Here is a 23,833-nt window from a genome sequence, read left to right on the forward strand (position 1 = left end):
GGCATGCGACACGAGGTTCGGATCGTCGAACCTCGCCGACACCGCCCCGGCAGTATGCAATGATCGCATCCAGCAGGTGCCCTCTCCCTCGGTGACAATTGCTCTGTCGCAAGAACAATCATCCCAGGCCAGAGGGCACCTGCCCGACCGGACACGACCCACAACACCAATTCACACCGGTGGATCCAGGTCTGATTCCCGCAAGGAGCCCTTCACGGACTTGGTGGGGTGCGAGGGCGGGCGGGCTTGGAACTCGCGGGGGCCGGGCTAGTGCACCCAATGTGGCATTGGGTGCGTGCGACGCAACCAATGCCGCATTGGGTGCGTTCCGGCGGCAGGGCTCGTCCGCGAAAGGCACCCTCCCGACCCGCGCCCGGCAAGGAAGGGAGACCTGCGGAAGCAGCGCCCCGCCGGGCTCCCCTCAGACTTCCGACCGGCCGGGGTCAGTCCTGGTCGGCTTCGGGGAACTCCGGCGGCGCCTGGAGGTCGTGGGCGCGGAACAGCACCGCGTGCGCCACCCCCATCGCCTTGCCGCTCATCGCCGTGAACTGCGGGATGAAGTCGGCGGGCGCGGGGTGGTCCGGAAGCGCGGCCAGGTACGCGGCGTGCGCCTCCAGGGAAGCGACGCCGCGCCGCAGCGGCTCTCCCGTGATGTCGACGCCGTGGGTCGCCCCGGAACCCGGAAGTCCCGGGACCAGGTACCAGCGCGCCGAATGCGGAGCGAGGCCCTCGTCGTCGATCTGCTCCGGGAAGACCCACCGGTTGCCCGCGTCGCGGATCGCGTCGAGGGTCGCGAGTCCCGCGGCGCGGTGGTCGGCCTGGTCGAAGCCGTACGGAGTTTCGACGTCGAATCCGCAGCCGAGCACGACGTCGGGCTTGAACCGGCGGATCTCGCGGGCGATGTCGCGGCGCAGGTCGAGGCCGTAGACGAGCACGCCGTCCGGGTGTTCGAGGACGGTGAGGCGCTCGACGCCGACGGCCGCGCACGCGTTGCGCTGTTCGGCGACGCGCAGGCGGGCCGTCTCCTCGGGCGGGTTCGGCATGCCTGCCTCGCCGCGGGTGAGCAGGAGGTAGCCGACCTCGATGCCGCGCGCCGTCCAGCGCGCGACGGACGCGGACGTGCCGTACTCCATGTCGTCCGGGTGCGCGACGACGCAGAGCACGCGCCGGAAGGACTCCTCGGGCAGGGCAGGCAAGGTCATACCGGACATCTTCGCGCGCGGACGGCCCGCTGTCTGCGTTATCCGGGCTGATTCCGGTCCAGCCCGGCCACCGGGCCGAACACGATCACCGCGGGCGGGCGGACTCCCGCGGCCGCCGCTTCCTCGGCCACCGAGGCGAGCGTCGAGCGCAGCACCCGCTGGGTCCGCATCGTCCCGTCCTCGATCACCGCGACCGGCGTGTCGCCGGGTCGGCCGCCTTCGAGCAGGGCGGCGGCGAACTTCGGCAGCCGTTCGACGCCCATCATCAGCACGATCGTCCCGCGCATCCGGGCCAGCAGCGACCAGTCCACCAGCGACCGCTCGTCCCCCGGCGCGACGTGCCCGGACACGACGACCACCTCGTGCGCGACCCCGCGGTGCGTCACCGGCACGTCGGCCACCGCGGGCACCGCGAACGCCGAGGTGATGCCCGGGACCATGGTCACCGGCACGCCCGCCTCGGCGCACGCCTGGACCTCTTCGAACCCGCGCCCGAACAGGTACGGGTCGCCGCCCTTGAGCCGGACGACGAACTTGCCTTCCTTGGCCTTCTCGATGAGCGTCCGGTTGATCACGTCCTGGCTCGCCGCGCGGCCGTACGGGATCTTCGCCGCGTCGACGACCTCGACCTCGGGCGCGAGCTCGTCCAGCAGATCGCGCGGGCCGAGCCGGTCGACGACCACGACGTCGGCGCGCGAGAGCAGCCGCCGGGCGCGGACGGTGATCAGGTCCGGGTCGCCGGGCCCGCCGCCGACCAGCGCGACGCCGGGCAGCGTGCCTTCCGGATGCGGCTGGCGGCCGTCCTCGATCGTGCCCGCGTGCAGGCCGTCCAGCATCGAATCGCGGACCGCGGCCGAGCGGAGCGGCTCGCCGCCGGACAGGACGCCGAACAGGAGACCGCCGTGCCGTCCGGTCGCCGGGGTCACCGCCGAACCCGACTCGCCCTCGTCGGCGCGGACGCAGAAGACGCGTTCCCGCTCGGCCTCGGCACAGATCGCGGCGTTGGTCTCCGGGTCGTTCGTGCAGGCCAGCGCGTACCAGGCGTCCTTCAGGTCGCCCTCGGCGTAGCGGCGCTGATGCCACACCAGTTCGCCCGCGTCCGCCATCCCCTGCACCGACGGCGTCGTGTGCGGCGACACCAGTTCGACGCGGGCGCCCGCGCTGATCAGGCGGGGCAGCCGGCGCTGGGCGACGGAACCGCCGCCGAACACCACGACGCGGCGGCCGGTCAGGTTGAGGCCGGAAAGGTAGTGCGGGTCGTCCATGCGCGGAAGCATATGGGCGAGGCGCGGTCTCGCACGGCGAGCGTGGGTCATGCCACGCCGGAGTGTGGGTCAGGCCGCTGAGTCCGCCCGCGCGCTTCGCAATTCGGACATGTCGTCGTCGCGCCCGCGCTTCGGGCGTCACTCCACGCGGAAAACCGGACCGCGCGGCACGAACGGCAGCCGAGCGCCGCGCGGAACCAGAAACGCGTGCTCCCGCGACGACCGCACGTGGTCGCACTGCGCGTCGGTGATGATCAGCACCGGGCCGTCCGCCGGGAAATCCGGGGCGCGGCGCAGCAGATCGACGCCGGGCTGCAGCCGGGTGCCGCCGCGGCCGCGGACCTTCACCCGGCCCGCGATGTCTTCCACCGCAAGGTATCCGGCGTCGTAAGCCGCCGCGTCGCAGAACACCACCCGGGCGGCCGGGACGTCGCGGGCCCGCGCGTACGACGCGATCGCGCCGAGCGCCTTGCCCAGCAGTTCCGCGTTCATCGACCCGGACGTGTCCAGCACGACGCCGAAGGTCGCGCGGCGGTCGACGCGTTCCGGACGGACCAGGCCTGGGCGCGGGATGTCCGGCGTCGCCGACTGACGGCGCGACGCCCGCGCGTAGCTGCGCACCGGCCGCTCGGCCCGGACGTGCTCGTCGAACCACAGGGCCAGCTGCGCGTCCCACGGCAGCGGCGGGTGGTCCAGTGCGCGGATCTCCTGTTCCAGCCCGAGCGGCAGCAGGCCGCGGCCCTGCGCGTGGTGATAGACCAGGCCCTGGCTGAGCGCGCGGCGATAGAACTCGTCCAGGTCGACGCCGCCGGCCCGGTCGCCCTCGCGCCACGGCAGCGGCTTGGGTTCCGCGCGGCGCGAGGAGCGGCGGGCGGCGGCGTCCGGTTCGGACAGCCAGTCGCCGAGCACGTCGCCTGCTTCACGGCCGCCCAGCGTGCGCAGTTTGCGGGCGCGGCGCAGGTCGGTGGTCAGCGTGTCGTACACCGATTCCGCGGACAGCCCGGCGAGCTGCGGATCGTGCAGCCCGTCGCCGGGCAGTTCGCCGACGCCGAGGACGACCAGCCAGCCGTTGATCACGTAGTCGCAGGCGACGTTCCACAGGTACGGGTCGCGGCCGAGCGCGCGGCGGTCGTGCCGGAGCGCGGCGTGCAGCATCTCGTGCGCGAGCACGAACCGCCATTCCTCGGCGGTCAGCGCGGCGTGCGGGTTGACGTAGATCTCGCCGTGTTCGGCGTCGACCGCCGCGACCGAGATGTCCCAGGCGCGGACCACCTCCGGATCGGCGATCAGCGTGAACCCGGCGGCCACCGCGCCCAGCAGCGGGAACGACGACGCGAACCAGCCCAGCGCGCGGTCCCACTCCCCCAGGGTCCGCCGGTGCCGGGTCTGGCCGCGCGCGTCGGCGGCCCGCTCCATCGCCTCCGTGGCCGAGGCGATCAGGACCTGCGCGAACCGCTCGGTCCACGGCGCGGACTTCCCGTGGTACTGGACGTGCCAGCGGCTCGGCGGCTCCGCGAGCGCGAGGCACGGCCGGTCGCCGCCGGTGCCGAGCGCGCGGAAGACCTCTGGGACGCCGGTGTCGCGCCAAGAGCGGGCAAGGGAAAGCTCGTCCGTGCCGGGAAGTTCGGGCAGGAGCGTGAGCGGCGTCCCGACCCGCACCGCCTCCGCGAACCGGTGCACCGCAACGCAACACGCCGCGCTGTAGCTCGCGTCGACGGCGCGGTCAGCGGTGATCGCGTCCGCCTCGGCGAGCTGTTCCTCGTCCAGATGGCCGAGGCCGAGATGCAGCAGCAGATGCGCGAACACCCACGCCCACTCGGCGGGATCGGCGTCGCGGGCGCGGTTCGCGGTGACCAGTCCGGTGTCGGCGACAACGGCCCAGGACTCGGCGCCGGTCAGGCTGACGCGGTCCAGGCTCGCGCGCTCCGCGAGCCGCTTCAGCACGGTGTTCGCGCGGACCAGTGCCCAGCCCGCGTCGATCGCTTTGTTGCGGCGTTCCCGGAGGCGGGCGTCGGAACGGACACTGCTCATGCCCGAGCCGCCACCAGCCGCGGCAAATCGCGCGCGGCCTCGACCAGGAACCACGACGGCAGGCGCGGGTTGCCCGCCTCGTCATCCGCGATCACCAGCTGCGCCATCTCCAGCGAGATCTCCGCCAGTTCCACCAGCAGGCTCTTCGCGCGGAACGCGAACTGGCGCACCGCCGCCGACGCGTGCCGCTTGTCCGCGGGCAGGTCGCGGGCAAGCCGGACGCGGAACGTCTCGGCGAGGAAGTAGAGCAGGTCGCGCTCGTCCGGCTCGGCGGGCCAGCGCGCGTCGCCCTTGAGGATGGCTTCCAGGTCGTAGGCGTGCCGCGCGACCTTGAGGTACGACCGGAACGCTCCGGCGTGCTGCGGGGTGAGCGTGGCGTACGCGAGCAGCCCGGCGGTCTCGTCGTCGAGCGGATCGCCCGCCGAGTGCAGCAGGTCGGACAGCATGTGCCAGGACCGCGGCGTGGAGAACGGTTCCTCGGTCTTCGGCGGCTGGCTCCACAGGTGGTCCGGGCGCTGGGTCAGGTACTCGACCACCGCCGGGTGGATGTCGTGGCCCGCCGCCCAGGCGAGCCAGTCGCCCGCCGACGCGCGCAGGTGGAGGTGGACCAGCCGGTTCACCAGCGCCGAGGCCATCGGCCGGGCGAGCGCCTGGTCGGTGGCGCGGTTCCCGGCGCCGATCACCACCGAACCGGGCGGCAGCTCGTAGGAGCCGATCCGGCGGTCGAGGATCAGCGAATAGAACGCCTTCTGCACGTCCGGGGACGCGGCGTTGAGCTCGTCCAGGAACAGGCAGTACGGCTCGTCGCGGGCGATCTGCTCCGGCGGGCAGAACCGGCTGCGGCCGTCGGCGATCTGCGGGACGCCGATCAGGTCCTCGGGCGCGAGCTGGGTGCCGAGCAGCGACACGCATTCGAGTCCGAGCGCCCCCGCGAATTCCCGGACCAGCGACGACTTCCCGATTCCGGGCGCGCCCCAGAGGAAGACCGGCCGGACGACGGCGGTCGTGAGCAGGATGTCGGGCAGCTGGGCAGGCGTGACCGTGAGCTGGGCGTGCACAACGCGGACCTTTCCGGTTTCAGGACATCCTCGTGCGACGCCCGTTTCGTGCCGTTATGGTCCCGCGCCCGGCCCGCTGCCCGCATCCGGTTTTTCAGCTCCGCGCCGCCGTCGGATACGGCAGCAGCGCCATCTCCCGCGCGTTCTTGATCGCGGTCGCCACCTGTTTCTGTTGCTGCGGCGTCAATCCGGTGACCCGGCGGGCCCGGATCTTGCCGCGGTCGGAGATGAATTTCCGCAGCAGGTCGACGTCTTTCCAGTCCACCTGGGTGATTCCGGCCGTGTGGAAGGGATTCGGGCGGCGGCGCGGCGTGCGGTCCGGTTTGGGCACGGCGATCACCAGCTCGACTTCGAGACGCCGGGCAGTTCCCCGTTGTGCGCCATCTGCCGCATGCGCACCCGGGACAGCCCGAATTTCCGCAGGTATCCGCGAGGACGGCCGTCGGCGGCGTCGCGGTTGCGGATCCGCGTGCGGCTCGCGTCGCGCGGCATCCGTTGCAGCGCAACCACTGCGTCCGCCTTCTCGTCGGCCGAGGCGGACGGCGACGCGATCACCGCCTTGAGCGCGCGCCGGCGTTCCACATACCGCGCGGCGATCACCTTCCGCTGCTCGTTCTTCGCGATTTTCGACTTCTTCGCCATCAGCGTTCTTCCTTGAATTCGACGTGCTTGCGCGCCACCGGGTCGTATTTCCGCAGCACCATCCGGTCCGGATTGTTGCGGCGGTTCTTCTTGGTGACATACGTGTAGCCGGTGCCCGCGGTCGACCGCAGTTTGACGATCGGCCGGATGTCGGTGCTTTTCGCCATCTAGAACTTCGCTCCCTTCGCGACGAGATCGGCGACGACGGCGTCGATGCCGCGTTTGTCGATCGTCTTCATTCCCTTCGCCGACACCTTGAGCCGCACGGTGCGGCCGAGGCTCGGCACGTAGTAGCGGCGCGTCTGCAGGTTCGGCTCCCACCGGCGCGACGTGCGGCGGTGCGAATGCGAGACCTGCTTGCCGTAGCCCGGCTTGCGGCCGGTGACCTGGCACACGGCTGACACGGACCCTCCCAAGTTGATAGTGACATTCATGTTCAACTACGCTCGTCACCGTACCCCGCCCCGTCGTCTGGAGATCCAGTGCCCCAACGTCCGCGTGTCCCGCTCGTGCTCTGCAGCGGGATCGCCCGCACCGGCGACCTCGCCGCGCTCCTGCTCCGCGCGAGCCCCGGCACCGCCGTCGTCCACCACGACCTGCGCGACATCGGCTCCGGCGTCGTCCGCCGCCGGATCCTGCTGCGCGGGCGCGACGAGCTGACCCCGCTCGAACTCGCGCACGGCTGCGTCAACTGCACGCTGCGCGAGGACCTGCTGCCGCTGCTGCGCCGGCTGGCCCGGATGCCGCAGGTCGACCGCATCGTGGTGCGGCTGGACGAGGCGATGGAGCCGGAGCCGGTGAGCTGGGCGATCCGCAACGTGCTGGTCGGCGACCGCCCGGTGAGCGACGACGTCGAACTCGAAGCGGTGTTCACCGTGCTGGACTGCGCGACCTGGCTCGCCGACGTCACCGGCGACGATCTGCTCGCCGAGCGCGGCCTGCAGGGCAGCCCCGAGGACGAGCGGACGGTCGCGCAGGTCGCACTGTCCCAAGTGGAATCCGCGGACGTGCTCGTGCTCGCCGGGGCCGCGCCGGACGCGTGGTGCGCGGCCAAATCCGCCGCGGTGCTGGACCGGGTCGCGCCGTCCGTCCCGCGCGTCGAGCTGGCCCGCACCGACGCCGCCGGGCTGTTCGCCGCGATCCCGGCCGACGCCCGCCGCGGCGAGGTCACCGACCTGCACGGCGCGTTGCTGCGCGGCGCGCCGCCGCTGCACCCGGACTGCGGCATCGAACTGCTGCGGTTCACCGCGCAGCGCCCGTTCCATCCGGAGCGGCTGCACGAGGCGATCGACCTGCTGCTCGACGGCGTGGTCCGCACCCGCGGCCGGGCCTGGGTGGCGAGTCAGCCGGACGTCGCGTTCTGGATCGAATCGGCGGGCGGCGGGCTCGGCATCGGGCACGCCGGCCCGTGGCTCGCCTCGCCGGACGGGCCGGACTGGGCCGACGTCTCCCCCGAACGCCGCACGCTCGCCTCGCTGCGCTGGGACCCGGTGCACGGCGACCGCGCACAGGAGCTGGTGATCGTCACCGACCAGGCCGCCCCCGGGGAGATCGAGAGCGCGTTGCAAGCCGCCTTGCTCACCGACGCCGAACTCGCCGAAGGCGAAGCGGCCTGGCGCGCCTACCCCGACCCGTTCGGGGACTGGCACGAGGACCCCTGCGAAGAAACCGAAGAACCCGACCGGCACGCGAACGCCGCCAACCAGAAGGACGAAACCCTGTGAAACCCGGCATCCACCCCGACTACCACCCGGTGGTCTTCAAGGACTCGTCGACCGGCGACGCGTTCCTGACCCGCTCCACCGCCACTTCCGAACGGACGATCGAATGGTCCGACGGGAACACCTATCCGCTCGTGGTGGTGGACATCAGCTCGTGGTCGCATCCGTTCTGGACCGGCACCCAGCGGATCCTCGACTCGGCGGGCCAGGTCGAGAAGTTCCACCGCCGGTACGGGCAGCGCCGCGCAGGGGGTGCGCGCTGATGGCCGTCCCGAAGCGGAAAATGTCGCGCAGCAACACCCGGTCCCGCCGCTCGCAGTGGAAGGCGGCGGCGCCGGACCTGGTGCCGATCGTCGTGGACGGCGAGCGGAAACTGGTGCCGCGCAAGCTGATCAAGCACTTCCAGCGGCTCGAGCGGTGAGCGTCCCGGTCACTGTCCTTTCCGGATTCCTCGGCGCCGGGAAAACCACGCTGCTCAACCGGATCCTCGCCAACCGCGAGGGCCTGCGCGTCGCGGTAATCGTGAACGACATGAGCGAGGTCAACATCGACGCCGCGCTCGTGCGGGACAGCGTGTCGCGGACCGAGGAGCGGCTGGTCGAGATGACCAACGGGTGCATTTGCTGCACCCTGCGCGAGGATCTGCTCGACGAGGTCGCCCGGCTGTGCGAGGACGGCCGGTTCGACCACCTGCTCATCGAGTCGAGCGGCATCTCCGAGCCGATGCCGGTCGCGGCGACGTTCTCCTTCCCCGCCGACGACGGCTCCCCGGTGCTGTCGTCGGCGCGGCTGGACACGATGGTCACCGTCGTGGACGCGGCGAACTTCGCCCGCGAACTGGCGCGCGGGGACAGCCTGGCCGAGCGCAGGCTGGACCAGTACGAGGGCGACGAGCGGACGGTCAGCGACCTGCTGATGGACCAGGTGGAGTTCGCCGATGTGCTGCTGCTGAACAAAACCGACCTCGTCACCCCGGCCGAACGGGACCGGCTGCTCGCCTCCCTGCGCCGCCTCAACCCGGCCGCCGACGTCGTGTCCGCCGAGTTCGGCCGGGTGCCGCTGGAGCGGGTCTTCGGCACCGGCCGGTACGACGCCGAACGCGCGCAGGAAGCGCCGGGCTGGGTGGCGGAACTGAACGGCGATCACGTGCCGGAGACCGAGGAGTACGGCATTTCCAGCGTCGTGTTCCGCTCCGCGCGCGCGTTCGACCCGGTGCGGTTGTGGGAGTTCGTGACCTCGCGACTGGACTCCGGCGAGTTCGGCACCGTGCTGCGGTCGAAGGGATTCTTCAGCCTCAGCACCCGGCCGGGCACGCTCGGGCTGTGGTCACAGGCAGGCAGCGTCGCGCGGTTTGAACCGCAAGGCGTTGCCGACGGGCCGCGGCAGGAGCTGGTGTTCATCGGCGTCGGACTCGAGCACGCCGCGCTGCTCGACGCGCTCGAAACCTGCCTCTCCGACAGCCCCGCCACCGACGACCCGTTCCCCGAATGGGAACCGGTCCACGTCCACTAAGGACAGTTCCGGCTCACGGCCGCACCACCGTGAGCCGGAACCGGCCACCTACCGCAGCCGCGTGTTCCACCGCCTCGCCGACCGCGGACAGCGCGAACTCGTCCACCGAGAACTGCGTCAAGTCCAGCAGTCCGCATCGGGCCAGCGCGATCAGCTTCGGCACCGCGTCGCGCGGGTACATCCACCGGCCGCGCACCGTCACGCTGTTCAGCATCAGCCACGGGTACGGCAGCGCGAGCTCGTCGCCGATCCCGCCCATCAGCACCACGCGGCCGAACTCCCGGACCGTCATCGCGGCCGCGCGCACGGCGGCGACCGACGCCGACGGCGGCAGCAGATCCAGTACCAGATCCACCGGTCCCGCCACGGAGAGCATGGCCTCGCGGTCCTCGTCTTCGTTGCCGCTCACCACGACCGTCCGGACGCGGTGGCCGAAGCGCCGTTCCAGATCGGCCAGCGCGGACCGGTTCCGGCCCGGCGCGATCACCTGACCCGCGCCCATCGCGAGCGCCACAGCCACCGCCGCCCCGCCGTACGTGCCGGTCGCGCCGCTCACCAGCACCGTTTCCCCCGGCTGCAATCCGCCGTCGAGCAGTCCGCCGTACGGCACCAAGCAGATCCCGAGCGCGGCCCAACGGCCCGCGTCGGCCTCGTCGATCTCGCCCAGCGGGGCCGCGTTCTCCGTCGGGACCATGATCTGCTCGGCGAACCCGCCGTTCCGGAAATGGCGCTGCAACGCCAATCCCCCGTCGCCGCGCGCGGTCAAGCCTTGCAGGACGACGTCCGGTGTCACCGCGTCGTCGCGGGAGCGGACCGTCGGGTCGCAGCGGACCCAATCGCCCAGCCGGAGTTTCGTCGCGTCGGGGCCGACTGACCGCACCCGTCCGACCGCGCCGGTGCCCAGGATCGCGGGCAGTTCCAGCGCGTACCGCCGGACGCCGCTGACCACCTCGGCGGTGTAGTGCAGGACCGGCGCCGCGACGACGTCCACCACCACTTCCCCGGTGCCCGGCACCGGCTCCGCGACCTCCTCGACTGACAACGGGAGCCCGAATTCCCTGAGCACAGCAGCCTTCACCGAATCCTCCTTCGTCCCGCCCCCATCGTCGGCACAAACCGGACCGGCAACCAGGAGTCCGTCGCTACCAGGATGGTTCGTCCGTTTCGCACGAGTTGAACAGGCTAGATTTATCAGTCTAGGCTGTCGATTGTGGCGGACCGGACGATCGACACCCAGGCACGGCACGGCGGGCGCTACAAGTGGGTCGCGCTCTCCAACACGACGCTCGGCGTGCTGATGTCGGCGCTGGACGGGTCGATCGTGATCATCTCGCTGCCGGCGATCTTCCGCGGCATCGGGCTCGACCCGCTGGCCCCGGCCAACATCGGCTACCTGCTGTGGATGATCCTCGGCTACCTGCTGGTGTCCGCGGTCCTGGTGGTGACGCTCGGGTGGCTCGGCGACATGTTCGGCCGCGTCCGGATGTACAACATCGGGTTCGTGATCTTCAGCGCCGCCTCGGTGGCCCTGTCGTTCGACCCGTTCCACGCGGGCGGCGGGGCGCTGTGGCTGATCGGCTGGCGGGTGGTGCAGGCCGTCGGCGGCGCGATGCTCACCGCGAACTCCGCCGCGATCCTCACCGACGCCTTCCCGCGCGAACAGCGCGGGATGGCCTTGGGCGTCAACCAGATCACCGCGCTGGCCGGGCAGTTCCTCGGCCTGGTCGCGGGCGGGCTGCTGGCCGAACTCGACTGGCGCGCGGTGTTCTGGGTGAGCGTGCCGTTCGGCATTTTCGGCACCGTCTGGTCGATCCGCAGCCTGCGCGAGATCAGCACGCCGCAGCGGTCGCGGATCGACTGGGGCGGCAACGTGACCTTCGCGCTCGGCACCGCGGTCATCCTCGCCTCGATCACCTACGGCATCCAGCCCTACGGCGGCGCGGCCACCGGCTGGGGCAACCCGTGGGTGCTCGGCGGGCTCGGCGCCGGGATCGCGCTGCTGGCGGGGTTCTGCGTGATCGAGACCAAAGTGCCGTCGCCGATGTTCCAGCTGTCGCTGTTCCGCATCCGCGCCTTCACCGCCGGGAACCTCGCGGCGCTGCTCACCGCGATCGCGCGCGGCGGGATGCAGTTCATGCTGATCATCTGGCTGCAGGGGATCTGGCTCCCGCTGCACGGCTACGACTACGAGCAGACCCCGCTGTGGGCCGGGATCTACCTGCTGCCGCTCACCGCCGGGTTCCTGATCGCGGGACCGGTGTCCGGCTTCCTCTCCGACCGGTTCGGCGCGCGGCTGTTCTCCACCGGCGGGCTGCTGCTGGTCGCCGGGTCCTTCCTCGGACTGCTCGCGCTGCCGGTGGACTTCAGCTACCCGGCGTTCGCGCTGCTGCTCGTGCTGAGCGGGATCGGCCAGGGCATGTTCTCCGCGCCGAACACCTCGGCGATCATGAGCAGCGTGCCGGACAACCAGCGCGGCGTCGCGTCCGGCATGCGCTCGACGTTCCAGAACTCCGGGACGTCGCTGTCCATCGGCGTGTTCTTCTCGCTCATGATCGCCGGGCTGGCCGGATCGCTGCCCGCGACGCTCACCGGCGGGCTGCAGGCGCACGGCGTCCCGGCGGACGTCGCCGCGAACATCGCCCAGCTGCCGCCGGTGAGCACCCTCTTCGCCGCGTTCCTGGGCAGCAACCCGGTGGCGCACCTGGTCGGCCCCGGCGTGCTCGGCCAGCTCTCCCCCGCCGATTCCGCCGCGCTGACCGGCAAGGAGTTCTTCCCCACCCTCATTTCCGGGCCGTTCCACGACGGACTGGTCACCGTGTTCGTCGCGGCCGCGGCGATGGCGCTGGTCGCCGCGCTGGCGTCCGCGTCGCGGGGGAAGCGGTACTTCCACCAGGACTAGGTCAGTCCATGGTGAGCACGATCTTGCCGTGGATGTTCCCCGCCTGATAGGTCCGCATCGCTTCGGCGGCTTCGGCGAGCGGGAAGGTCGCCATGATGCGATGCGTCAGCTCGCCTTTCGCGTACAGGGCCGCCAACCGCGCGAGGCGAGCCGCCGAGCGGTCGTTCACGGTGAGCTTGATGTCCAGCTCGTCGGCGCGGTCGTGCTCGACCAGGGTGAGAATCCGGGACCGGTCCTCAATGAGGTCCAATGTGTACTCCAGCGCGACGCCGCCGACCCCGTCGATCGCCGCCGTGACGCCGTGCGGAGCCACCCGTTCGACGAAATCCTCGCTGTAGGCAAGGGGAATCGCCCCGAGTGCCCGCACCTGCTCGTGCCACGCCGGACGCGCGACGCCGAGCACCTTCGCGCCACGCAACCGGGACAGCTGCACCGCCATCGCCCCGACGGAGCCCGCCGCGCCGTGCACCAGCACCGTGTCGCCGGGACCGACGTTGATCCGCTCGATCGCGATCTCCGCCGTCTGCGCCGCCGCGGTGAACGCGCCCGCGACCTCCCACGGCATCTCCGGCGGCTTGGGCACCACCTGGTCCGCTCCGGCGACGACCAGTTCCTGATACGCGCCCAGCCGCCCGAAGCCGAGCACCTCGTCGCCCGCCGCGAACCCTTCGACGCCTTCCCCGACTTCGTCGACGATTCCGGCGAACTCGTTGCCCGGCACGGTGAACGCGCCCGCCTCCGGCACCGGGATGAGCCCCGCGAGCACCGCGATGTCGAACGCCTGCACCCCCGCGGCCTTCGCCCGGATCCGGACCTCTCCCGGCCCGGGACGCGGTTCCGCCACCTCCTCCAGCCGCAGCACTTCCGGCCCGCCCAGTTCGCGGAACCCCATCGCCTTGCTCATCGCAGCCTCCAGCGCTCGTGTCGATCACCGCCAGTGTTCGACATCAAGCGGACTTGACGTCAAGCCGCGGGGTCGACCGGCGCCGCGCGATGGGCTAGGTTGATCAGCGATGACTACCGGGACGGCCTCGCGCCACTCACGGATCGGCTACCCGGTGCTCTCCTGAGCGCCGCGCGGGCCCCGCCTGCTTCGTCGTGTTGACAGCCACCTCAACCGACGACAGGAGAATTCATGCCCGACAAGACTTTGCGGATCCCCACCCCTGACGGCCAGGCCGACGCGTTCGCCGCGTTCCCCGCCGACGGCGGGCCACACCCCGGTGTGCTGATGTACGCCGACGGATTCGGGATCCGGCCCGTAATCCACGAGATGGCCCGAGAACTGGCCGGACACGGTTATTACGTGCTCGTGCCCAACTACTTCTACCGGCACGGCCCGGTGCCAGTGCTCGAACTTCCGGAGTTCATCGGAGAGGAGGAGCGTCCCGGGGTTTTCGCTCGTGTGCTGCCCATGATCGAAGCGCACACCCCCGAACTGGTCCTTCGCGACGCCGCCGCTTATCTCGAATTCCTCGCTGCCCAGCCCGAAGTCAGCGCGGGGCGGGTCGGGGTCACCGGCTATTGCATCGGCGGCCTTCTCGCGGTCCGCACCGCTGCGGCCCATCCGGATCAGGTGGCCGCCGTCGCCGGATTCCACGCCCCGGTCGGCGCTGCCGGGCCCGAGGTCTTCTCCCGGATCACCGCGGAAGCGCACTTCGGCCACGCGGAATCCGATCTGACGACGGAAACTCTCGCCGAACTCAACCGCGCGCTCGATGCCGCAGGGGTCAGTTGCACGTCCGAGATCTACCCCGGCACGGTCCACGGCTTCACCATGGCCGACACCGACACGTTCGATCCCGCCGCGCTGCGGCAGCACTGGGAAAACCTGGTGCCGCTCCTCGGACGCGCCTTGCCCCGCGCCTGAGGTTCCGCGACCGCTGGCCCGGCGCACCGGTCTGGATCACGACCGGGCGCCGGGTCCGGCCGCTACTCGACCCACCACCAGCCGTCGCCGACCTCGACCGTGGGATGGAGGGCGCAGCCCAGGCCGTCGTCGAGGTAGTCGTGCGAGTCGATCACCACGCCGGGCATGTACTTCGCCGGGGAACCGTCGAAGTGCGCGTATCCGGCCGAGCACGCGAGAAACCCTTTCCAGACGCGGATGTACCACACCGGCGGGCCGTTCCCGGTGTCGATCGACAAGACGTCTTCGGGCAACGGCTCGGTCGGCACGCGGTGTTCGGCATCGCGCAGCACGGCGGCGTACTCCGACCGGTGCATCGCGTACCAGGTCGTGGCATGGAAGTGCACCCAGTTGACACAGACCATCAGCGCGATCACCGCGGCGGTGGCCAGCGCCCACCCGGCCGCGCCGCGTCGGCCCAGCCTCCTGGTCGCCATCCGCGCGCTGACCGCGGTCCCGATCGCGGCGAGCAGCCACGCCGGAGCGAGGTACAGGATCTCGGGCAACGGAATAGCCCGGCCGAGACCGACGGCGAAGTACTTCACCGCGGCCAAGGGCAGCCAGCAGCACCCGAAAACGACTGCAGCCCGCACCAAACCCGGTCTTCGATTTTCCTCGGAACTCCCCACGATCCCTGGACGGGCGACCGGCCGATCGGTTGCGCTACTCCGAGGACGGCGTGTACAGCGCGCCGAGGAACTCCACCAGCAGCCGCTCCCGCAATGCTTCCGGCGCAACCGCCAGCAACGCATTGACCGGAGCCATCCGCTCCGGCAACCCGCCACCACCCGTCAGGCCCGCCGCAGCGAGCAGCCCACCGAACTGCTCAGACGTCAACGTTTCCGGGTCCAACGCGGCCACGAACGCGGCCACGTCCGGATCGACCCGCACCGAGCCTTCCGTCCGCGCCGCCTCGACCGAGGCCGCCATGTCGGCGAGGAATTCCGGCTCGCTGCCGTGGTTCGCGGCGGTGACGGTGAGGTGCAGGTTCAGCGGGGAAGTCCCGTGCGCGAACTGCGGCTGGACGTACCAGCCGCGTGCCTTCATCTCGTCGGCGACGGTGAACAGGTCGAAGCCGTCCGAGCCGGTGAACGCGACCAGCGTCGACACCGGCTCGCCCAGCACGCGCAGGCCCGGAATCGAAGCCACGCCAGCACGAATCCGTCCGACGGCTTCCCGTGTCCGCGAGGCCAGTTGGAGGTAACCGTCGTCGCCGAGGTGGTGCACGACGGCCCACGCGGCGGCGAGCGGACCGCCGGAGCGGGTGCTCTGCAGCGTCGGGTTGAGCATCGTGTAGCCGGGCCAGGCCGCGCTGGCGAAGTAGTGAGTGCGCCGGAGTTCCGCCGAGGCGTGCAGCAAGACGGAGACACCCTTGGCGCAGTAGGCGTATTTGTGCAGGTCCACGGAAATGCTGGTGACGCCCGGAACGCGGAAGTCGAACGGCGGCAAGTCCGCGCCCAGCTTCGCGAAGTACGGCAGTACCCAGCCGCCGATGCACGCGTCCACGTGCATGCGCACCCCGCGTGCCGAAGCGGCGGCGGCGATCTCCTCGATCGGGTCGACGACGCCGTGCGCGTACGACGGCGCGCTCGCGACGACGAGCACGGTGGAGTCGTCGATGGCCGCGGTCATCGCCGCCGGGTCCGCGCGGAAGGTTTCCGGATCGACCGGCACCACGATCTTCCGCACGCCGAACAGATGCGCGGCTTTGTGGAACGCGGCGTGCGCGGTTTCCGGGAGCACGATCGACCGCGAAGCGAGGTCCGGCCGCGCGTCGCGGGCGGCGAGGACCGCCAGCAGACACGATTCGGTGCCGCCGGACGTCACCGTGCCGACCGTTTCCAGCGTCCCGCCGAGCAGTCCGGCCGCGCGGGCGACCAGGTCGTTCTCCATCCGCAGCAGGCTGGGGAACGCGGTCGGGTCGAGTCCGTTGGCGGAGCTGGCCAGCGCGTGCGCGGCGGCGGCGATTTCGTCCACTTCGGACAGTCCGCTGTCGTACACGTAGGCGAGCGTGCGCCCGCCGTGCGTCGGCAGGTCGCCGGAGCGGAGTTCGCGCAGCCGCGCCAGTACGTCGTTCACGCCTGCTTCTCCAGGACCGAACGGCGCAGCAGCGGGATGCCGAGCGCGATCAGCACCGCGGGCAGCACCGACGCGCCGATCACGATGGCGGTGATCGCCGAATGCGGCTGCGGGACGGCGGTCGTGCCGGTGCTCGACACGTAGCTCCCGCCCTGCAGCACGAGCCCGAACAGTCCCGGCCCGAGCGCGAGCCCGAGCGTTTCGGACGCGGTCCACACGCCGGCCGTCACGCCCGCCCTGGTCTCGCCGGTTCGCTCTTCCTCGGCGCTGATCAGGTCCGGCAAGATCGCCAGCGGGAACACCGAAATGCCCGCGTAGCCGACGCCGGCGAGCGCGACGAACACCAGCGTCGCGGCGAACGGGAGCCGGTCAGCGAAGTACATCGCCACCAAGCCGACGAAGAACGACGTGGTGGCGATCCGGAAGCCGGCGAGCTTGCCCCAGCGCGCGCCCACCCGCGGCCACAGCGGCATGGTGACGAGCGCGGGCCCGACGAAGCCGACGAACAGGTAGGTGCGGTAGCTCGGGTCGCCGAGGACGTGCTGCGCGAAGTACGGGATCGCGGCCAGCACGGTGCCGATGCCGAGCGCCTGGATGAAGTAGACGCCCATCAGCCACCGGAACGAACGCCACTGCGCGATGGTGCGCGCCAATTCCTTGAGCCGCACCGTGTTGGGCCGCAGCGAGCCGACCGGCGCGCCCTTCAGGCCGAAGTAGACGCCGAGCGTGGCGGCCAGGATGATCACCGCCATCACCAGGCCCATCACCCGGTAGCCCGCCACGCCGGGCAGCAGGTCGGTGATCGCCGGGGCGCCGCCGCCGGACACCAGCACCGCGACCGCCAGCACGCCGATCCGGACGCTGGTGAGCTTCGTGCGTTCCTCGGCGGAATCGGTCAGCTCGGCCGGGAGCGCGTTGAACGGCACCTGGAAGAACGCGTACGCGGTGGCGCACAGGAAGAACATCACGACGACGTACGTCGCGTCCCACACCGGCGTGCCGAAGCCGGGATGCGCGAACAAGGCGAAGAACAGGATCGCGACGCCGATCCCACCGCGCAGCAGGAAGCGCCGCCTGCTGCCGGTGCGCGCGAGGTCGGCGTCCGACAGCCGCCCGGCGACCGGGTTGAAGACCACGTCCCACGCCTTGGGCACGAACACGATGATCCCGGCCGCCGCGGCGGGCACCGCCATGGTGTCGGTCAGGTACGGGAGCAGGAGCAGCCCCGGCACCGTGCCGAACCCGCCGGTGACGAAGGAGCCGAGCGAGTAGCGGAATCTCGTGCGGCGGGACAGCGACGCCAAAGGTCCTCCTCCAAGGCGGAACGACGAACGCATGCCTAATGGATCTTCGCCGGTTCCGGGTAGTGGTCGGGAGGAATCGTGCCACCGTCGTGATGCACTGGCCGTACCGGGCCGACTACCGCCTCGTGAGCGGCGGTGCCGGTTCTGACCGGCCTCGCCGCTCACGACCTTCTCTCGTCAGGACAGCGCTTTCGCCGCCTTCGCCAGCGACCCGGCGTCCCCGCGCAGCAGCAGAGTCGTCACCACAGTCGCCTCCCACGCCGCCAGCTCTTCGCGGATCTTCTCCGCAGGACCAATCAGCGAAGTGTCCTCGACCAGCGAAGTCGGGATCGCCTTGACCGCTTCTTCCTTCCGCCCCGCCAGGTACAGCTCCTGCACCTTGTCCGCCACGTCCGCGTAGCCGAGCCGGGCGAACACGTCGTGGTGGAAGTTCACGCTCTTCGCGCCCATCCCGCCGATGTACAGCGCCAGCGCCGGCTTGATGAAGCTCGCCGCCTCCTCGACGTCGTCGTGCACGATCACCGGCACCGACGCGGCGACCTCGAACCCGTCCAGGCCGCTCCGCCGCGCGCCCGGGCGGGCGAAGCCCTCCTCCAGCGCGGCCCGGTAGAAGCCGTCGGATTTGGGCGAGAAGAACAGCGGCAGCCAGCCGTCGCAGATCTCCGCGGCCAGCGCGACGTTCTTCGGGCCTTCGGCGGCGAGGTAGATCGGCAGGTCGGCGCGCAGCGGGTGCACGGTCGGCTTGAGCGGTTTGCCCAGTCCGGTCCCGCCCTTGAGCGGCAGCTGGAAGAACTGCCCGTCGAGGGTCACCGGTTCCTCGCGGGCCAGCACCTTGCGCACGATCTCGACGTACTCGCGCGTGCGCGCCAGCGGCTTCGGATACGGCTGCCCGTACCAGCCCTCCACCACCTGCGGCCCGGACGCGCCCAGCCCGAGCACGAAGCGGCCGCCGGACAGGTGGTCCATGGTCAGCGCGCTCATCGCGGTCGCGGTCGGGGTGCGCGCGGACATCTGCACGATGTTGGTGCCGAGCTTGATCCGGCTGGTCGCCGCGCCGACCCAGGCCAGCGGGGTGAACGCGTCCGACCCGTACGCCTCGGCCGACCACACCGAGTCGAATCCGAGCCGTTCGGCTTCGAGCACGGTCTCCTGCGCGCCCGGGATCGGCCCGCTCCCCCAGTACCCGAGGTGAAAGCCCAGCTTCATCAAGCCCTCCTGATCTCGAAGCCCGTGAAGGACTCCTTCCGGGACTCAGAGTCCCGGAAGGAGCCCTTCACGGCACGTCCGGCGAGTAGTGCTCCGGTTTCCCGCGCTCGGCGAGCGGGGGAAGATTGCGGCGCGGGGTTTCGACCGGCGGCGTCCCCGGGGCCAGTTCGCCGCGGGCGCGCCGCCAGCCCGCCCGTGCCCGCGGATGGTAGCGGCGGTCGTGCGGAAGCAGCGAGAACGCCGCGTTGATCAGCTTGCCCACGCGGCGGTGCCGGCGGGCGTCCCGCGCGGTCCAGCGGTAGCCGAGCAAATCGCGCACCTCCGGGTCGTACAGCCCGACGGTCAGCCACACGAACTGTTTCGCGACGACCTTCGCGACCGGTTTCCACAGCGGATCCGGAAGCCACGGCAGGAACGGCGGTTTCGCGATGCCGCGGAGGTCGAGGACGTCGCGGGTGGCCTTGTTGTCCTCCAGCACCTCGGCGCACATGTGCTTCCAGTACCGCTGGAAGTCCTCCCACGATTCCGGCACCGGCCGCATCGTCATGTCGTACATCCGCCACCAGCGCACGTGCTCGTCGAACAGCGTGCGCTTCTCCTCTTCGCCGATGCCGCCCATGAAATGGTCGGCGATCAGGACGGTGCTGACGAAGAACGTCGAATGCGCCCAGTAATACGTGTCCGGGTCGAGCGCGTGGTAGCGGCGGCCCTTCGCGTCCACTCCCTTGATCCGGTCGTGGTAACCGCGCACCTCCAGCGCCGTGCGGTGCGCGAGCGGACCGTCGTAGACCACGCCGCCGATCGGGTACAGCGACCGGAACAGCCGCTGCCAGCGCTCCTCGAAGAACCTCGAATGCTCCTCGACGCCCGCGCCGAGGCCCGGGTGCATGTTCTGCATCGACCCGGCCCACAGCGCGATCAGCAGCCCGCGCCAGTCTCCGAAGTACTTCCAGGTCAGCGAGTCCGGTCCCAGCGGCTCCGGTGCGTCCCTCATCGCGGCTCCTCGGCGGGTCGGCGAAGTGACTACAGCTGTTGTCAGGTTAGGATGTGACAACATCTGTGGTCAACTCGGGACGGGAGCGGGGCATGCCGGGCCGCACGTGGGCGGGCACGACGCTGGACGACCGCAAGGCCCAGCGCCGGGCCCAGCTGCTGGCCGCCGGGCTCGACCTGCTGGGCGCGCAGGGCAGCGCGGCGGTGAGCGTCCGTGCGGTGTGCCGGTCGGCGAAACTGACCGAGCGGTACTTCTACGAAAGCTTCGCCGACCGGGAAAGCCTGGTCGCCGCGGTGTACGAGGACGTCGGAGACCAGGCGAGGAAAGCGTTGGCCGACGCGGTGTCCGGCGAAGCCGATCCGAGCCGCCGGGCCGAACGCGCCGTGACCGCGTTCGTGGAGCTGGTGCTGGACGACCCGCGCAAGGGCCGCGTGCTTCTGCTCGCGCCGCTGACCGATCCGGCGCTGACCCAGCGCGGCCTGCACCTGCTCCCGGCGTTCACCACGCTCGTCGGCGAACAGCTGTCGCGCGGCGACGAAACCGGCCGCCAGCTGGTGGCGATCGGTCTCGTCGGCGCGCTCAGCAACGTGTTCATCGCTTACCTCGACGGCACGCTGAAGGTGAGCCGCGAGCGTCTCGTCGAGCACTGCGTGCAGCTCGTGCTCGGCGCGGACGCTTTCGACCCGGGGGCTCACTGAGCGGCAGCCCGCTCGTCGCGCAGCCGCAGCGCGATGTCGATGATCATGTCCTCCTGACCGCCGACATAGCGTTCTTCGCCGACCTTGTACAGGATTTCGTGCGCCGGGACGCCGTAGCGCTCGGCGGCGCGTTCGGCGTGCAGCAGGAAGCTGGAGTACACGCCGGCGTAGCCCTGGATGATCGACGACCGGTCCATCACCGGCAGCCGGGTCAGGTACTTCTTCACCACGTTCTCCGCGGCTTCCATCAGCACGTCTTTGTCCACGCCGGTTTTGATGCCGAGCCGCTCGAACGTGGCCGCCAGGACCTCGGTCGGCGAGTTGCCCGCCCCCGCGCCGAGCGCGGCGAGCGAACCGTCGATCTGCCGGGCGCCCGCGCGGTACGCGAGCACCGAGTTGGCGACGCCGAAGCTCAGGTTCTGGTGCCCGTGGTAGCCCACCTGGGCATCGTCGCCGAGTTCCGCGACCAGCGCGGCGACCCGGTCGGACGCGTCGTCCAGGATCAGCGCGCCCGCGGAGTCCACGACGTACACGCACTGGCAGCCCGCGTCGGCCATGATCCGGGCCTGCTTCGCCAGGTCCTCCGGGGACGACATGTGCGACAGCATCAGGAAGCCGACGGTTTCCAGGCCGAGATCGCGGGCCGCGCCGAAGTGCTGGATGGACACGTCGGCCTCGGTGCAGTGGGTCGCGATCCGCACCGCGCCCGCGCCGAGGTCGGCCGCCGCGCGCAGGTCGGTGACCGTGCCGAGGCCGGGCAGGAGGAGCACGGCGATCTTCGCCTGCTTCGCCTCGTCGACCGCCGCGGCGATCAGCTTTCGCTCGTCCACCAAGGAAAAGCCGTAGTTGAAGGTCGAACCGCCGAGGCCGTCGCCGTGGGTCACCTCGATCAGCGAGATGCCCGCGTCGTCGAGCGCGCGGACGGTGTCGCGCACCTGCTTTTCGGTGAACTGATGCGCCATGGCGTGGCTGCCGTCGCGCAGAGTGGTGTCGACCAGCCGGACGTCGGTGTTGTTCACGCGGCCACCTCCTGAGCGGCGAAGAGGTCGCCGACGCGCGCGGCGGCGGCGGTCATGATGTCGAGGTTGCCCGCGTACTTGGGCAGGTAGTCGCCGTTGCCCGCGACCTCGAGGAAGACGCCCACGCGGGCCTTGCCGCTCCAGTCCGGCCGCGGCGGGTCGAACTGCGGGTCGGCCTTGAGCGTGTAGCCCGGCACGTACTGCTGGACGTCTTTCACCATGCGGTGCACGGATTCGCTGATCGCGTCGAAGTCGGCGTCCGGGTCGACCGCGCAGAACACCGTGTCGCGCATGATCATCGGCGGGTCCATCGGGTTGATGATGATGATCGCGCGGCCCTTGTCCGCGCCGCCGACCTTCTCGATCGCGTGCGAGGTGGTCTCGGTGAACTCGTCGATGTTCGCGCGCGTGCCCGGCCCGGCCGACCGCGACGACACCGACGCGACGATCTCCGCGTACGACACCGGCGTCACCCGCGAAACCGCGTGCACGATCGGGATGGTCGCCTGGCCGCCGCAGGTGATCATGTTGACGTTGCGGTCGGTCAGCTGGTCGGGCGGGTTCACCGCCGGGCAGGTCAGCGGGCCGACCGCGGCGGGCGTCAGGTCGATCGCGCGGATGCCGGCCTCGGCGTACCGCGGCGCGTTGGCCTTGTGCGCCTTCGCCGACGTCGATTCGAACACCAGCTGCGGCAGTTCCGCGCGCGCCAGCAGCCAGTCGACGCCCTCGGCGGACGTCTCGAGCCCGAGCTTCGCGGCGCGGGCGAGCCCGTCCGACGCCGGGTCGACGCCCACCATGTAGCGCACTTCCACGTGCTCGCTGCGCTGGAGTTTTGCCAGCAAGTCCGTACCGATGTTGCCCGGGCCGACGATCGCGGCCGTCACCTTGCGTTCCGCCATGCCGCCACGGTGCTCGCCGGGATGGGGCACACTCAACCCATGCGTACCACTGGACGGAACGGCGACGGGCTCGTGACCGCGCGGGTCGCCGCCGTGCTGGAAGCCTTCCGCCCCGGCGACGACGCGCTCGGCGTGTCCGAGCTGGCGCGCCGGACCGGCCTGGCGAAGACGACCGTGCACCGGCTCGCCGGGCACCTGGCCGACACCGGCCTGCTGGAACGCGACGGCACCTCGGTCCGATTAGGACTGCGGCTCTTCGAGATCGGCCAGCTCGCGGTGCGCCGCCGCGGCCTGGTGGAGGCGGCTCGGCCGTATCTGGCGGATCTGCGGGAGGCCACGCGGAACACGGTGCATCTGGCGGTCCTGGAAGGCACCGAGGTGGTGTACCTGGACGTGCTGCGCGGCCCGGACGCGCCGGATCTGCCCTCGCGCACCGGCGGGCGGTTTCCCGCGCACGCGACCGGGGTCGGGAAGGCGATCCTGTCCTGCTCCCCCGACGACGTCGTGACGCGCGTGATCGACGCCGGGCTGCCCCGGGTCAGCCCGCGGACGATCACCGCGCCCGGGTTGCTGCGCCGCCAATTGGCGCGGATCCGCGAGGACGGGATCGCCTTCGAGCGCGAGGAATCCGGCGTCGGCGTGGTCTGCGCAGCGAGCCCGCTGGTCGACGCGAACGGACTCGCCGTGGCGGCGGTGTCGATCTCCGGATGGGCAACGCGGATGCGCACCGAACGCGTCGCACCCGCGGTGCGGACGGTGGCACTGGCGTTGTCGCGGACGGTTTCCGAGACCTGATCAGCCCTTGCTCATCCGCAGGATCAACGCGACCGCATCCTCCGAATGCCCTTCCGGAGTCAGCACCTCCTGCAACAACAAACCACGAATCGCCGCGACGGCGACAGTCGCCATCGTCAGCGCCTCCCTGGCACTCCGCCCCTCCCGTTCCGCAAGCGAAGCCAGCATCTTCGTCAGGTCGTCCAGCGAATCCACCAGCTCGCGGAAGTCCTCCGGCCGGTACGCCGCCAGCCCTGCGACATGAAAGAACCCGCGAACCCGAGACAGCTGCTCCGGGCGGGTATAGGTCCGCCAGATCGCCACGACGAACTCGTCGAAGGTGCTGTCGCGAGCCGTCTCGAACAGTGCCTCGTTGTCGCGGGTTCGCTGCGCCTTGAGCATTGCCGCCAGGACCCCCGGCAGCGATCCGAAGTGGTAGCGCAGCAGGGCATGACTGGTGTCGGCCCGGGCGGCGACCTCGCGCAGCGACACGTCCGGCGAGGGAAGGGTCCCGTCGAAGGCGTCGAGAAGCCGCGCCAGAAGACGCTCGCGGGCGTCGCCCTGGGGTTCCGTGCTTGACAAGGTCACCTCCGCAGTTTATCCATTGGAAAAGAACGGTGC

Annotated in this window: 26 protein-coding genes; 8 read left to right on the forward strand and 18 right to left on the reverse strand. The window is 70.9% G+C overall.

The features are described from left to right. Positions 1 to 443: 443 nt before the first annotated feature. The 8 genes from PUT80_RS12145 to rpmB all read right to left on the reverse strand — a co-directional run bounded on the left by PUT80_RS12145 (position 444) and on the right by rpmB (position 6,602). On the reverse strand, positions 444 to 1,211 hold the full coding sequence (locus PUT80_RS12145) for a PIG-L deacetylase family protein (protein ID WP_275291975.1): 768 nt from the start codon (positions 1,209 to 1,211) through the stop codon (positions 444 to 446). A gap of 29 nt (positions 1,212 to 1,240) precedes the next feature. Beyond that, positions 1,241 to 2,467: a uroporphyrinogen-III C-methyltransferase gene (cobA, locus tag PUT80_RS12150; RefSeq protein WP_037806542.1), complete on the reverse strand. Its 1,227-nt coding sequence runs from the start codon at positions 2,465 to 2,467 to the stop codon at positions 1,241 to 1,243. Positions 2,468 to 2,605: 138 nt separating this feature from the next. Further along, positions 2,606 to 4,498 carry a hypothetical protein gene (locus PUT80_RS12155; protein WP_037805705.1) on the reverse strand — a complete coding sequence of 631 codons (1,893 nt, stop codon included), beginning with the start codon at positions 4,496 to 4,498 and terminating at the stop codon, positions 2,606 to 2,608. After that, positions 4,495 to 5,556 (reverse strand): MoxR family ATPase, encoded by a 1,062-nt coding sequence (locus tag PUT80_RS12160; protein ID WP_037805703.1) that lies wholly within the window; start codon positions 5,554 to 5,556, stop codon positions 4,495 to 4,497. The genes PUT80_RS12155 and PUT80_RS12160 overlap by 4 nt, the downstream gene beginning before the upstream one ends. Positions 5,557 to 5,650: 94 nt before the next feature. After that, positions 5,651 to 5,896, reverse strand: a complete 246-nt coding sequence (gene rpsR, locus PUT80_RS12165; protein ID WP_037805702.1) for a 30S ribosomal protein S18 — start codon at positions 5,894 to 5,896, stop codon at positions 5,651 to 5,653. Continuing rightward, positions 5,893 to 6,198: a 30S ribosomal protein S14 gene (rpsN, locus tag PUT80_RS12170; RefSeq protein WP_037805700.1), complete on the reverse strand. Its 306-nt coding sequence runs from the start codon at positions 6,196 to 6,198 to the stop codon at positions 5,893 to 5,895. The genes rpsR and rpsN overlap by 4 nt, the downstream gene beginning before the upstream one ends. After that, positions 6,198 to 6,365, reverse strand: coding sequence for a 50S ribosomal protein L33 (gene rpmG, locus PUT80_RS12175; protein WP_037805699.1), 168 nt, complete (start codon positions 6,363 to 6,365; stop codon positions 6,198 to 6,200). Before rpmG ends, rpsN begins: the two co-directional genes overlap by 1 nt. Beyond that, complete coding sequence (rpmB, locus tag PUT80_RS12180; protein WP_009078885.1) at positions 6,366 to 6,602, reverse strand: 50S ribosomal protein L28; 237 nt, start codon at positions 6,600 to 6,602, stop codon at positions 6,366 to 6,368. It abuts the gene before it with no gap. 78 nt (positions 6,603 to 6,680) lie between these two features. Between rpmB and PUT80_RS12185 the strand changes: the two genes are divergently transcribed. Genes PUT80_RS12185 through PUT80_RS12200 form a run of 4 tightly spaced genes read left to right on the forward strand, consistent with a single transcriptional unit; the run spans position 6,681 to position 9,431 of the window. Continuing rightward, entirely contained in the window at positions 6,681 to 7,922 is a 1,242-nt protein-coding gene (locus PUT80_RS12185; protein ID WP_037805697.1) for a GTP-binding protein, read from the forward strand. Further along, positions 7,919 to 8,182 (forward strand): type B 50S ribosomal protein L31, encoded by a 264-nt coding sequence (locus PUT80_RS12190; protein WP_037805695.1) that lies wholly within the window; start codon positions 7,919 to 7,921, stop codon positions 8,180 to 8,182. The genes PUT80_RS12185 and PUT80_RS12190 overlap by 4 nt, the downstream gene beginning before the upstream one ends. Beyond that, positions 8,182 to 8,340, forward strand: a complete 159-nt coding sequence (rpmF, locus tag PUT80_RS12195) for a 50S ribosomal protein L32 (RefSeq protein WP_037805693.1) — start codon at positions 8,182 to 8,184, stop codon at positions 8,338 to 8,340. Before PUT80_RS12190 ends, rpmF begins: the two co-directional genes overlap by 1 nt. Then, positions 8,337 to 9,431: a GTP-binding protein gene (locus tag PUT80_RS12200; protein ID WP_037805692.1), complete on the forward strand. Its 1,095-nt coding sequence runs from the start codon at positions 8,337 to 8,339 to the stop codon at positions 9,429 to 9,431. The genes rpmF and PUT80_RS12200 overlap by 4 nt, the downstream gene beginning before the upstream one ends. Positions 9,432 to 9,444: 13 nt before the next feature. Here PUT80_RS12200 and PUT80_RS12205 read toward each other — a convergent pair whose 3' ends face one another. Then, a complete protein-coding gene (locus tag PUT80_RS12205; RefSeq protein WP_037805691.1) occupies positions 9,445 to 10,509 on the reverse strand; it encodes a zinc-binding dehydrogenase in 1,065 nt (354 codons plus the stop codon). 132 nt (positions 10,510 to 10,641) lie between these two features. Between PUT80_RS12205 and PUT80_RS12210 the strand changes: the two genes are divergently transcribed. Further along, the gene (locus tag PUT80_RS12210) at positions 10,642 to 12,330 is read left to right on the forward strand and encodes an MFS transporter (RefSeq protein WP_275291976.1); all 1,689 of its coding nucleotides are present in this window, start codon (positions 10,642 to 10,644) and stop codon (positions 12,328 to 12,330) included. A gap of 1 nt (position 12,331) precedes the next feature. On the opposite strand, the gene PUT80_RS12215 is transcribed toward PUT80_RS12210, so the two are convergent. After that, on the reverse strand, positions 12,332 to 13,234 hold the full coding sequence (locus PUT80_RS12215) for an NADP-dependent oxidoreductase (RefSeq protein WP_275291977.1): 903 nt from the start codon (positions 13,232 to 13,234) through the stop codon (positions 12,332 to 12,334). Positions 13,235 to 13,465: 231 nt separating this feature from the next. On the opposite strand from PUT80_RS12215, the gene PUT80_RS12220 reads away from it, so the two are divergent. Then, positions 13,466 to 14,200: a dienelactone hydrolase family protein gene (locus tag PUT80_RS12220; RefSeq protein ID WP_275291978.1), complete on the forward strand. Its 735-nt coding sequence runs from the start codon at positions 13,466 to 13,468 to the stop codon at positions 14,198 to 14,200. A 62-nt stretch (positions 14,201 to 14,262) separates the two neighbouring features. Here PUT80_RS12220 and PUT80_RS12225 read toward each other — a convergent pair whose 3' ends face one another. From PUT80_RS12225 to PUT80_RS12245, 5 genes are all read right to left on the reverse strand, one after another. Continuing rightward, on the reverse strand, positions 14,263 to 14,832 hold the full coding sequence (locus PUT80_RS12225; RefSeq protein WP_275291979.1) for a hypothetical protein: 570 nt from the start codon (positions 14,830 to 14,832) through the stop codon (positions 14,263 to 14,265). A gap of 70 nt (positions 14,833 to 14,902) precedes the next feature. Further along, positions 14,903 to 16,318, reverse strand: coding sequence for an aminotransferase class V-fold PLP-dependent enzyme (locus tag PUT80_RS12230; protein WP_275291980.1), 1,416 nt, complete (start codon positions 16,316 to 16,318; stop codon positions 14,903 to 14,905). Further along, on the reverse strand, positions 16,315 to 17,622 hold the full coding sequence (locus PUT80_RS12235) for an MFS transporter (RefSeq protein WP_037805686.1): 1,308 nt from the start codon (positions 17,620 to 17,622) through the stop codon (positions 16,315 to 16,317). Before PUT80_RS12235 ends, PUT80_RS12230 begins: the two co-directional genes overlap by 4 nt. Positions 17,623 to 17,799: 177 nt before the next feature. Continuing rightward, on the reverse strand, positions 17,800 to 18,828 hold the full coding sequence (locus PUT80_RS12240; RefSeq protein WP_134661635.1) for an LLM class F420-dependent oxidoreductase: 1,029 nt from the start codon (positions 18,826 to 18,828) through the stop codon (positions 17,800 to 17,802). 67 nt (positions 18,829 to 18,895) lie between these two features. After that, positions 18,896 to 19,822, reverse strand: a complete 927-nt coding sequence (locus PUT80_RS12245) for an oxygenase MpaB family protein (RefSeq protein WP_275291981.1) — start codon at positions 19,820 to 19,822, stop codon at positions 18,896 to 18,898. Positions 19,823 to 19,914: 92 nt separating this feature from the next. Between PUT80_RS12245 and PUT80_RS12250 the strand changes: the two genes are divergently transcribed. Further along, on the forward strand, positions 19,915 to 20,520 hold the full coding sequence (locus PUT80_RS12250) for a TetR family transcriptional regulator (protein ID WP_134727455.1): 606 nt from the start codon (positions 19,915 to 19,917) through the stop codon (positions 20,518 to 20,520). On the opposite strand, the gene dmpG is transcribed toward PUT80_RS12250, so the two are convergent. Together dmpG and PUT80_RS12260 are read right to left on the reverse strand one after the other, a co-directional pair. Beyond that, positions 20,514 to 21,539 (reverse strand): 4-hydroxy-2-oxovalerate aldolase, encoded by a 1,026-nt coding sequence (gene dmpG, locus PUT80_RS12255; protein ID WP_134661637.1) that lies wholly within the window; start codon positions 21,537 to 21,539, stop codon positions 20,514 to 20,516. The two genes, PUT80_RS12250 and dmpG, sit on opposite strands and share 7 nt — an antisense overlap. After that, on the reverse strand, positions 21,536 to 22,438 hold the full coding sequence (locus PUT80_RS12260) for an acetaldehyde dehydrogenase (acetylating) (protein WP_037805678.1): 903 nt from the start codon (positions 22,436 to 22,438) through the stop codon (positions 21,536 to 21,538). Before PUT80_RS12260 ends, dmpG begins: the two co-directional genes overlap by 4 nt. Before the next feature lie 39 nt (positions 22,439 to 22,477). Between PUT80_RS12260 and PUT80_RS12265 the strand changes: the two genes are divergently transcribed. Next, complete coding sequence (locus PUT80_RS12265; RefSeq protein ID WP_037805676.1) at positions 22,478 to 23,233, forward strand: IclR family transcriptional regulator; 756 nt, start codon at positions 22,478 to 22,480, stop codon at positions 23,231 to 23,233. Here the strand turns inward: PUT80_RS12265 and PUT80_RS12270 are convergent, their stop codons facing one another. After that, positions 23,234 to 23,800: a TetR/AcrR family transcriptional regulator gene (locus PUT80_RS12270; RefSeq protein ID WP_275291982.1), complete on the reverse strand. Its 567-nt coding sequence runs from the start codon at positions 23,798 to 23,800 to the stop codon at positions 23,234 to 23,236. Between the last annotated feature and the right edge of the window lie 33 nt (positions 23,801 to 23,833).

Origin of the sequence: Amycolatopsis sp. La24 (genome assembly GCF_029087445.1) — a bacterium.
GTDB lineage: Bacteria > Actinomycetota > Actinomycetes > Mycobacteriales > Pseudonocardiaceae > Amycolatopsis > Amycolatopsis nivea.

Excerpts from the sequence above, each read along its gene's own strand:
- PUT80_RS12145 (WP_275291975.1), bottom strand. The coding sequence starts at position 1,211 with ATGTCCGGTATGACCTTGCCTGCCCTGCCCGAGGAGTCCTTCCGGCGC.
- cobA (WP_037806542.1), bottom strand. The coding sequence starts at position 2,467 with ATGGACGACCCGCACTACCTTTCCGGCCTCAACCTGACCGGCCGCCGC.
- PUT80_RS12155 (WP_037805705.1), bottom strand. The coding sequence starts at position 4,498 with ATGAGCAGTGTCCGTTCCGACGCCCGCCTCCGGGAACGCCGCAACAAA.
- rpsN (WP_037805700.1), bottom strand. The coding sequence starts at position 6,198 with ATGGCGAAGAAGTCGAAAATCGCGAAGAACGAGCAGCGGAAGGTGATC.
- rpmG (WP_037805699.1), bottom strand. The coding sequence starts at position 6,365 with ATGGCGAAAAGCACCGACATCCGGCCGATCGTCAAACTGCGGTCGACC.
- rpmF (WP_037805693.1), top strand. The coding sequence starts at position 8,182 with ATGGCCGTCCCGAAGCGGAAAATGTCGCGCAGCAACACCCGGTCCCGC.
- PUT80_RS12215 (WP_275291977.1), bottom strand. The coding sequence starts at position 13,234 with ATGAGCAAGGCGATGGGGTTCCGCGAACTGGGCGGGCCGGAAGTGCTG.
- PUT80_RS12220 (WP_275291978.1), top strand. The coding sequence starts at position 13,466 with ATGCCCGACAAGACTTTGCGGATCCCCACCCCTGACGGCCAGGCCGAC.
- PUT80_RS12240 (WP_134661635.1), bottom strand. The coding sequence starts at position 18,828 with ATGAAGCTGGGCTTTCACCTCGGGTACTGGGGGAGCGGGCCGATCCCG.
- PUT80_RS12245 (WP_275291981.1), bottom strand. The coding sequence starts at position 19,822 with ATGAGGGACGCACCGGAGCCGCTGGGACCGGACTCGCTGACCTGGAAG.
- PUT80_RS12250 (WP_134727455.1), top strand. The coding sequence starts at position 19,915 with ATGCCGGGCCGCACGTGGGCGGGCACGACGCTGGACGACCGCAAGGCC.
- PUT80_RS12260 (WP_037805678.1), bottom strand. The coding sequence starts at position 22,438 with ATGGCGGAACGCAAGGTGACGGCCGCGATCGTCGGCCCGGGCAACATC.
- PUT80_RS12265 (WP_037805676.1), top strand. The coding sequence starts at position 22,478 with ATGCGTACCACTGGACGGAACGGCGACGGGCTCGTGACCGCGCGGGTC.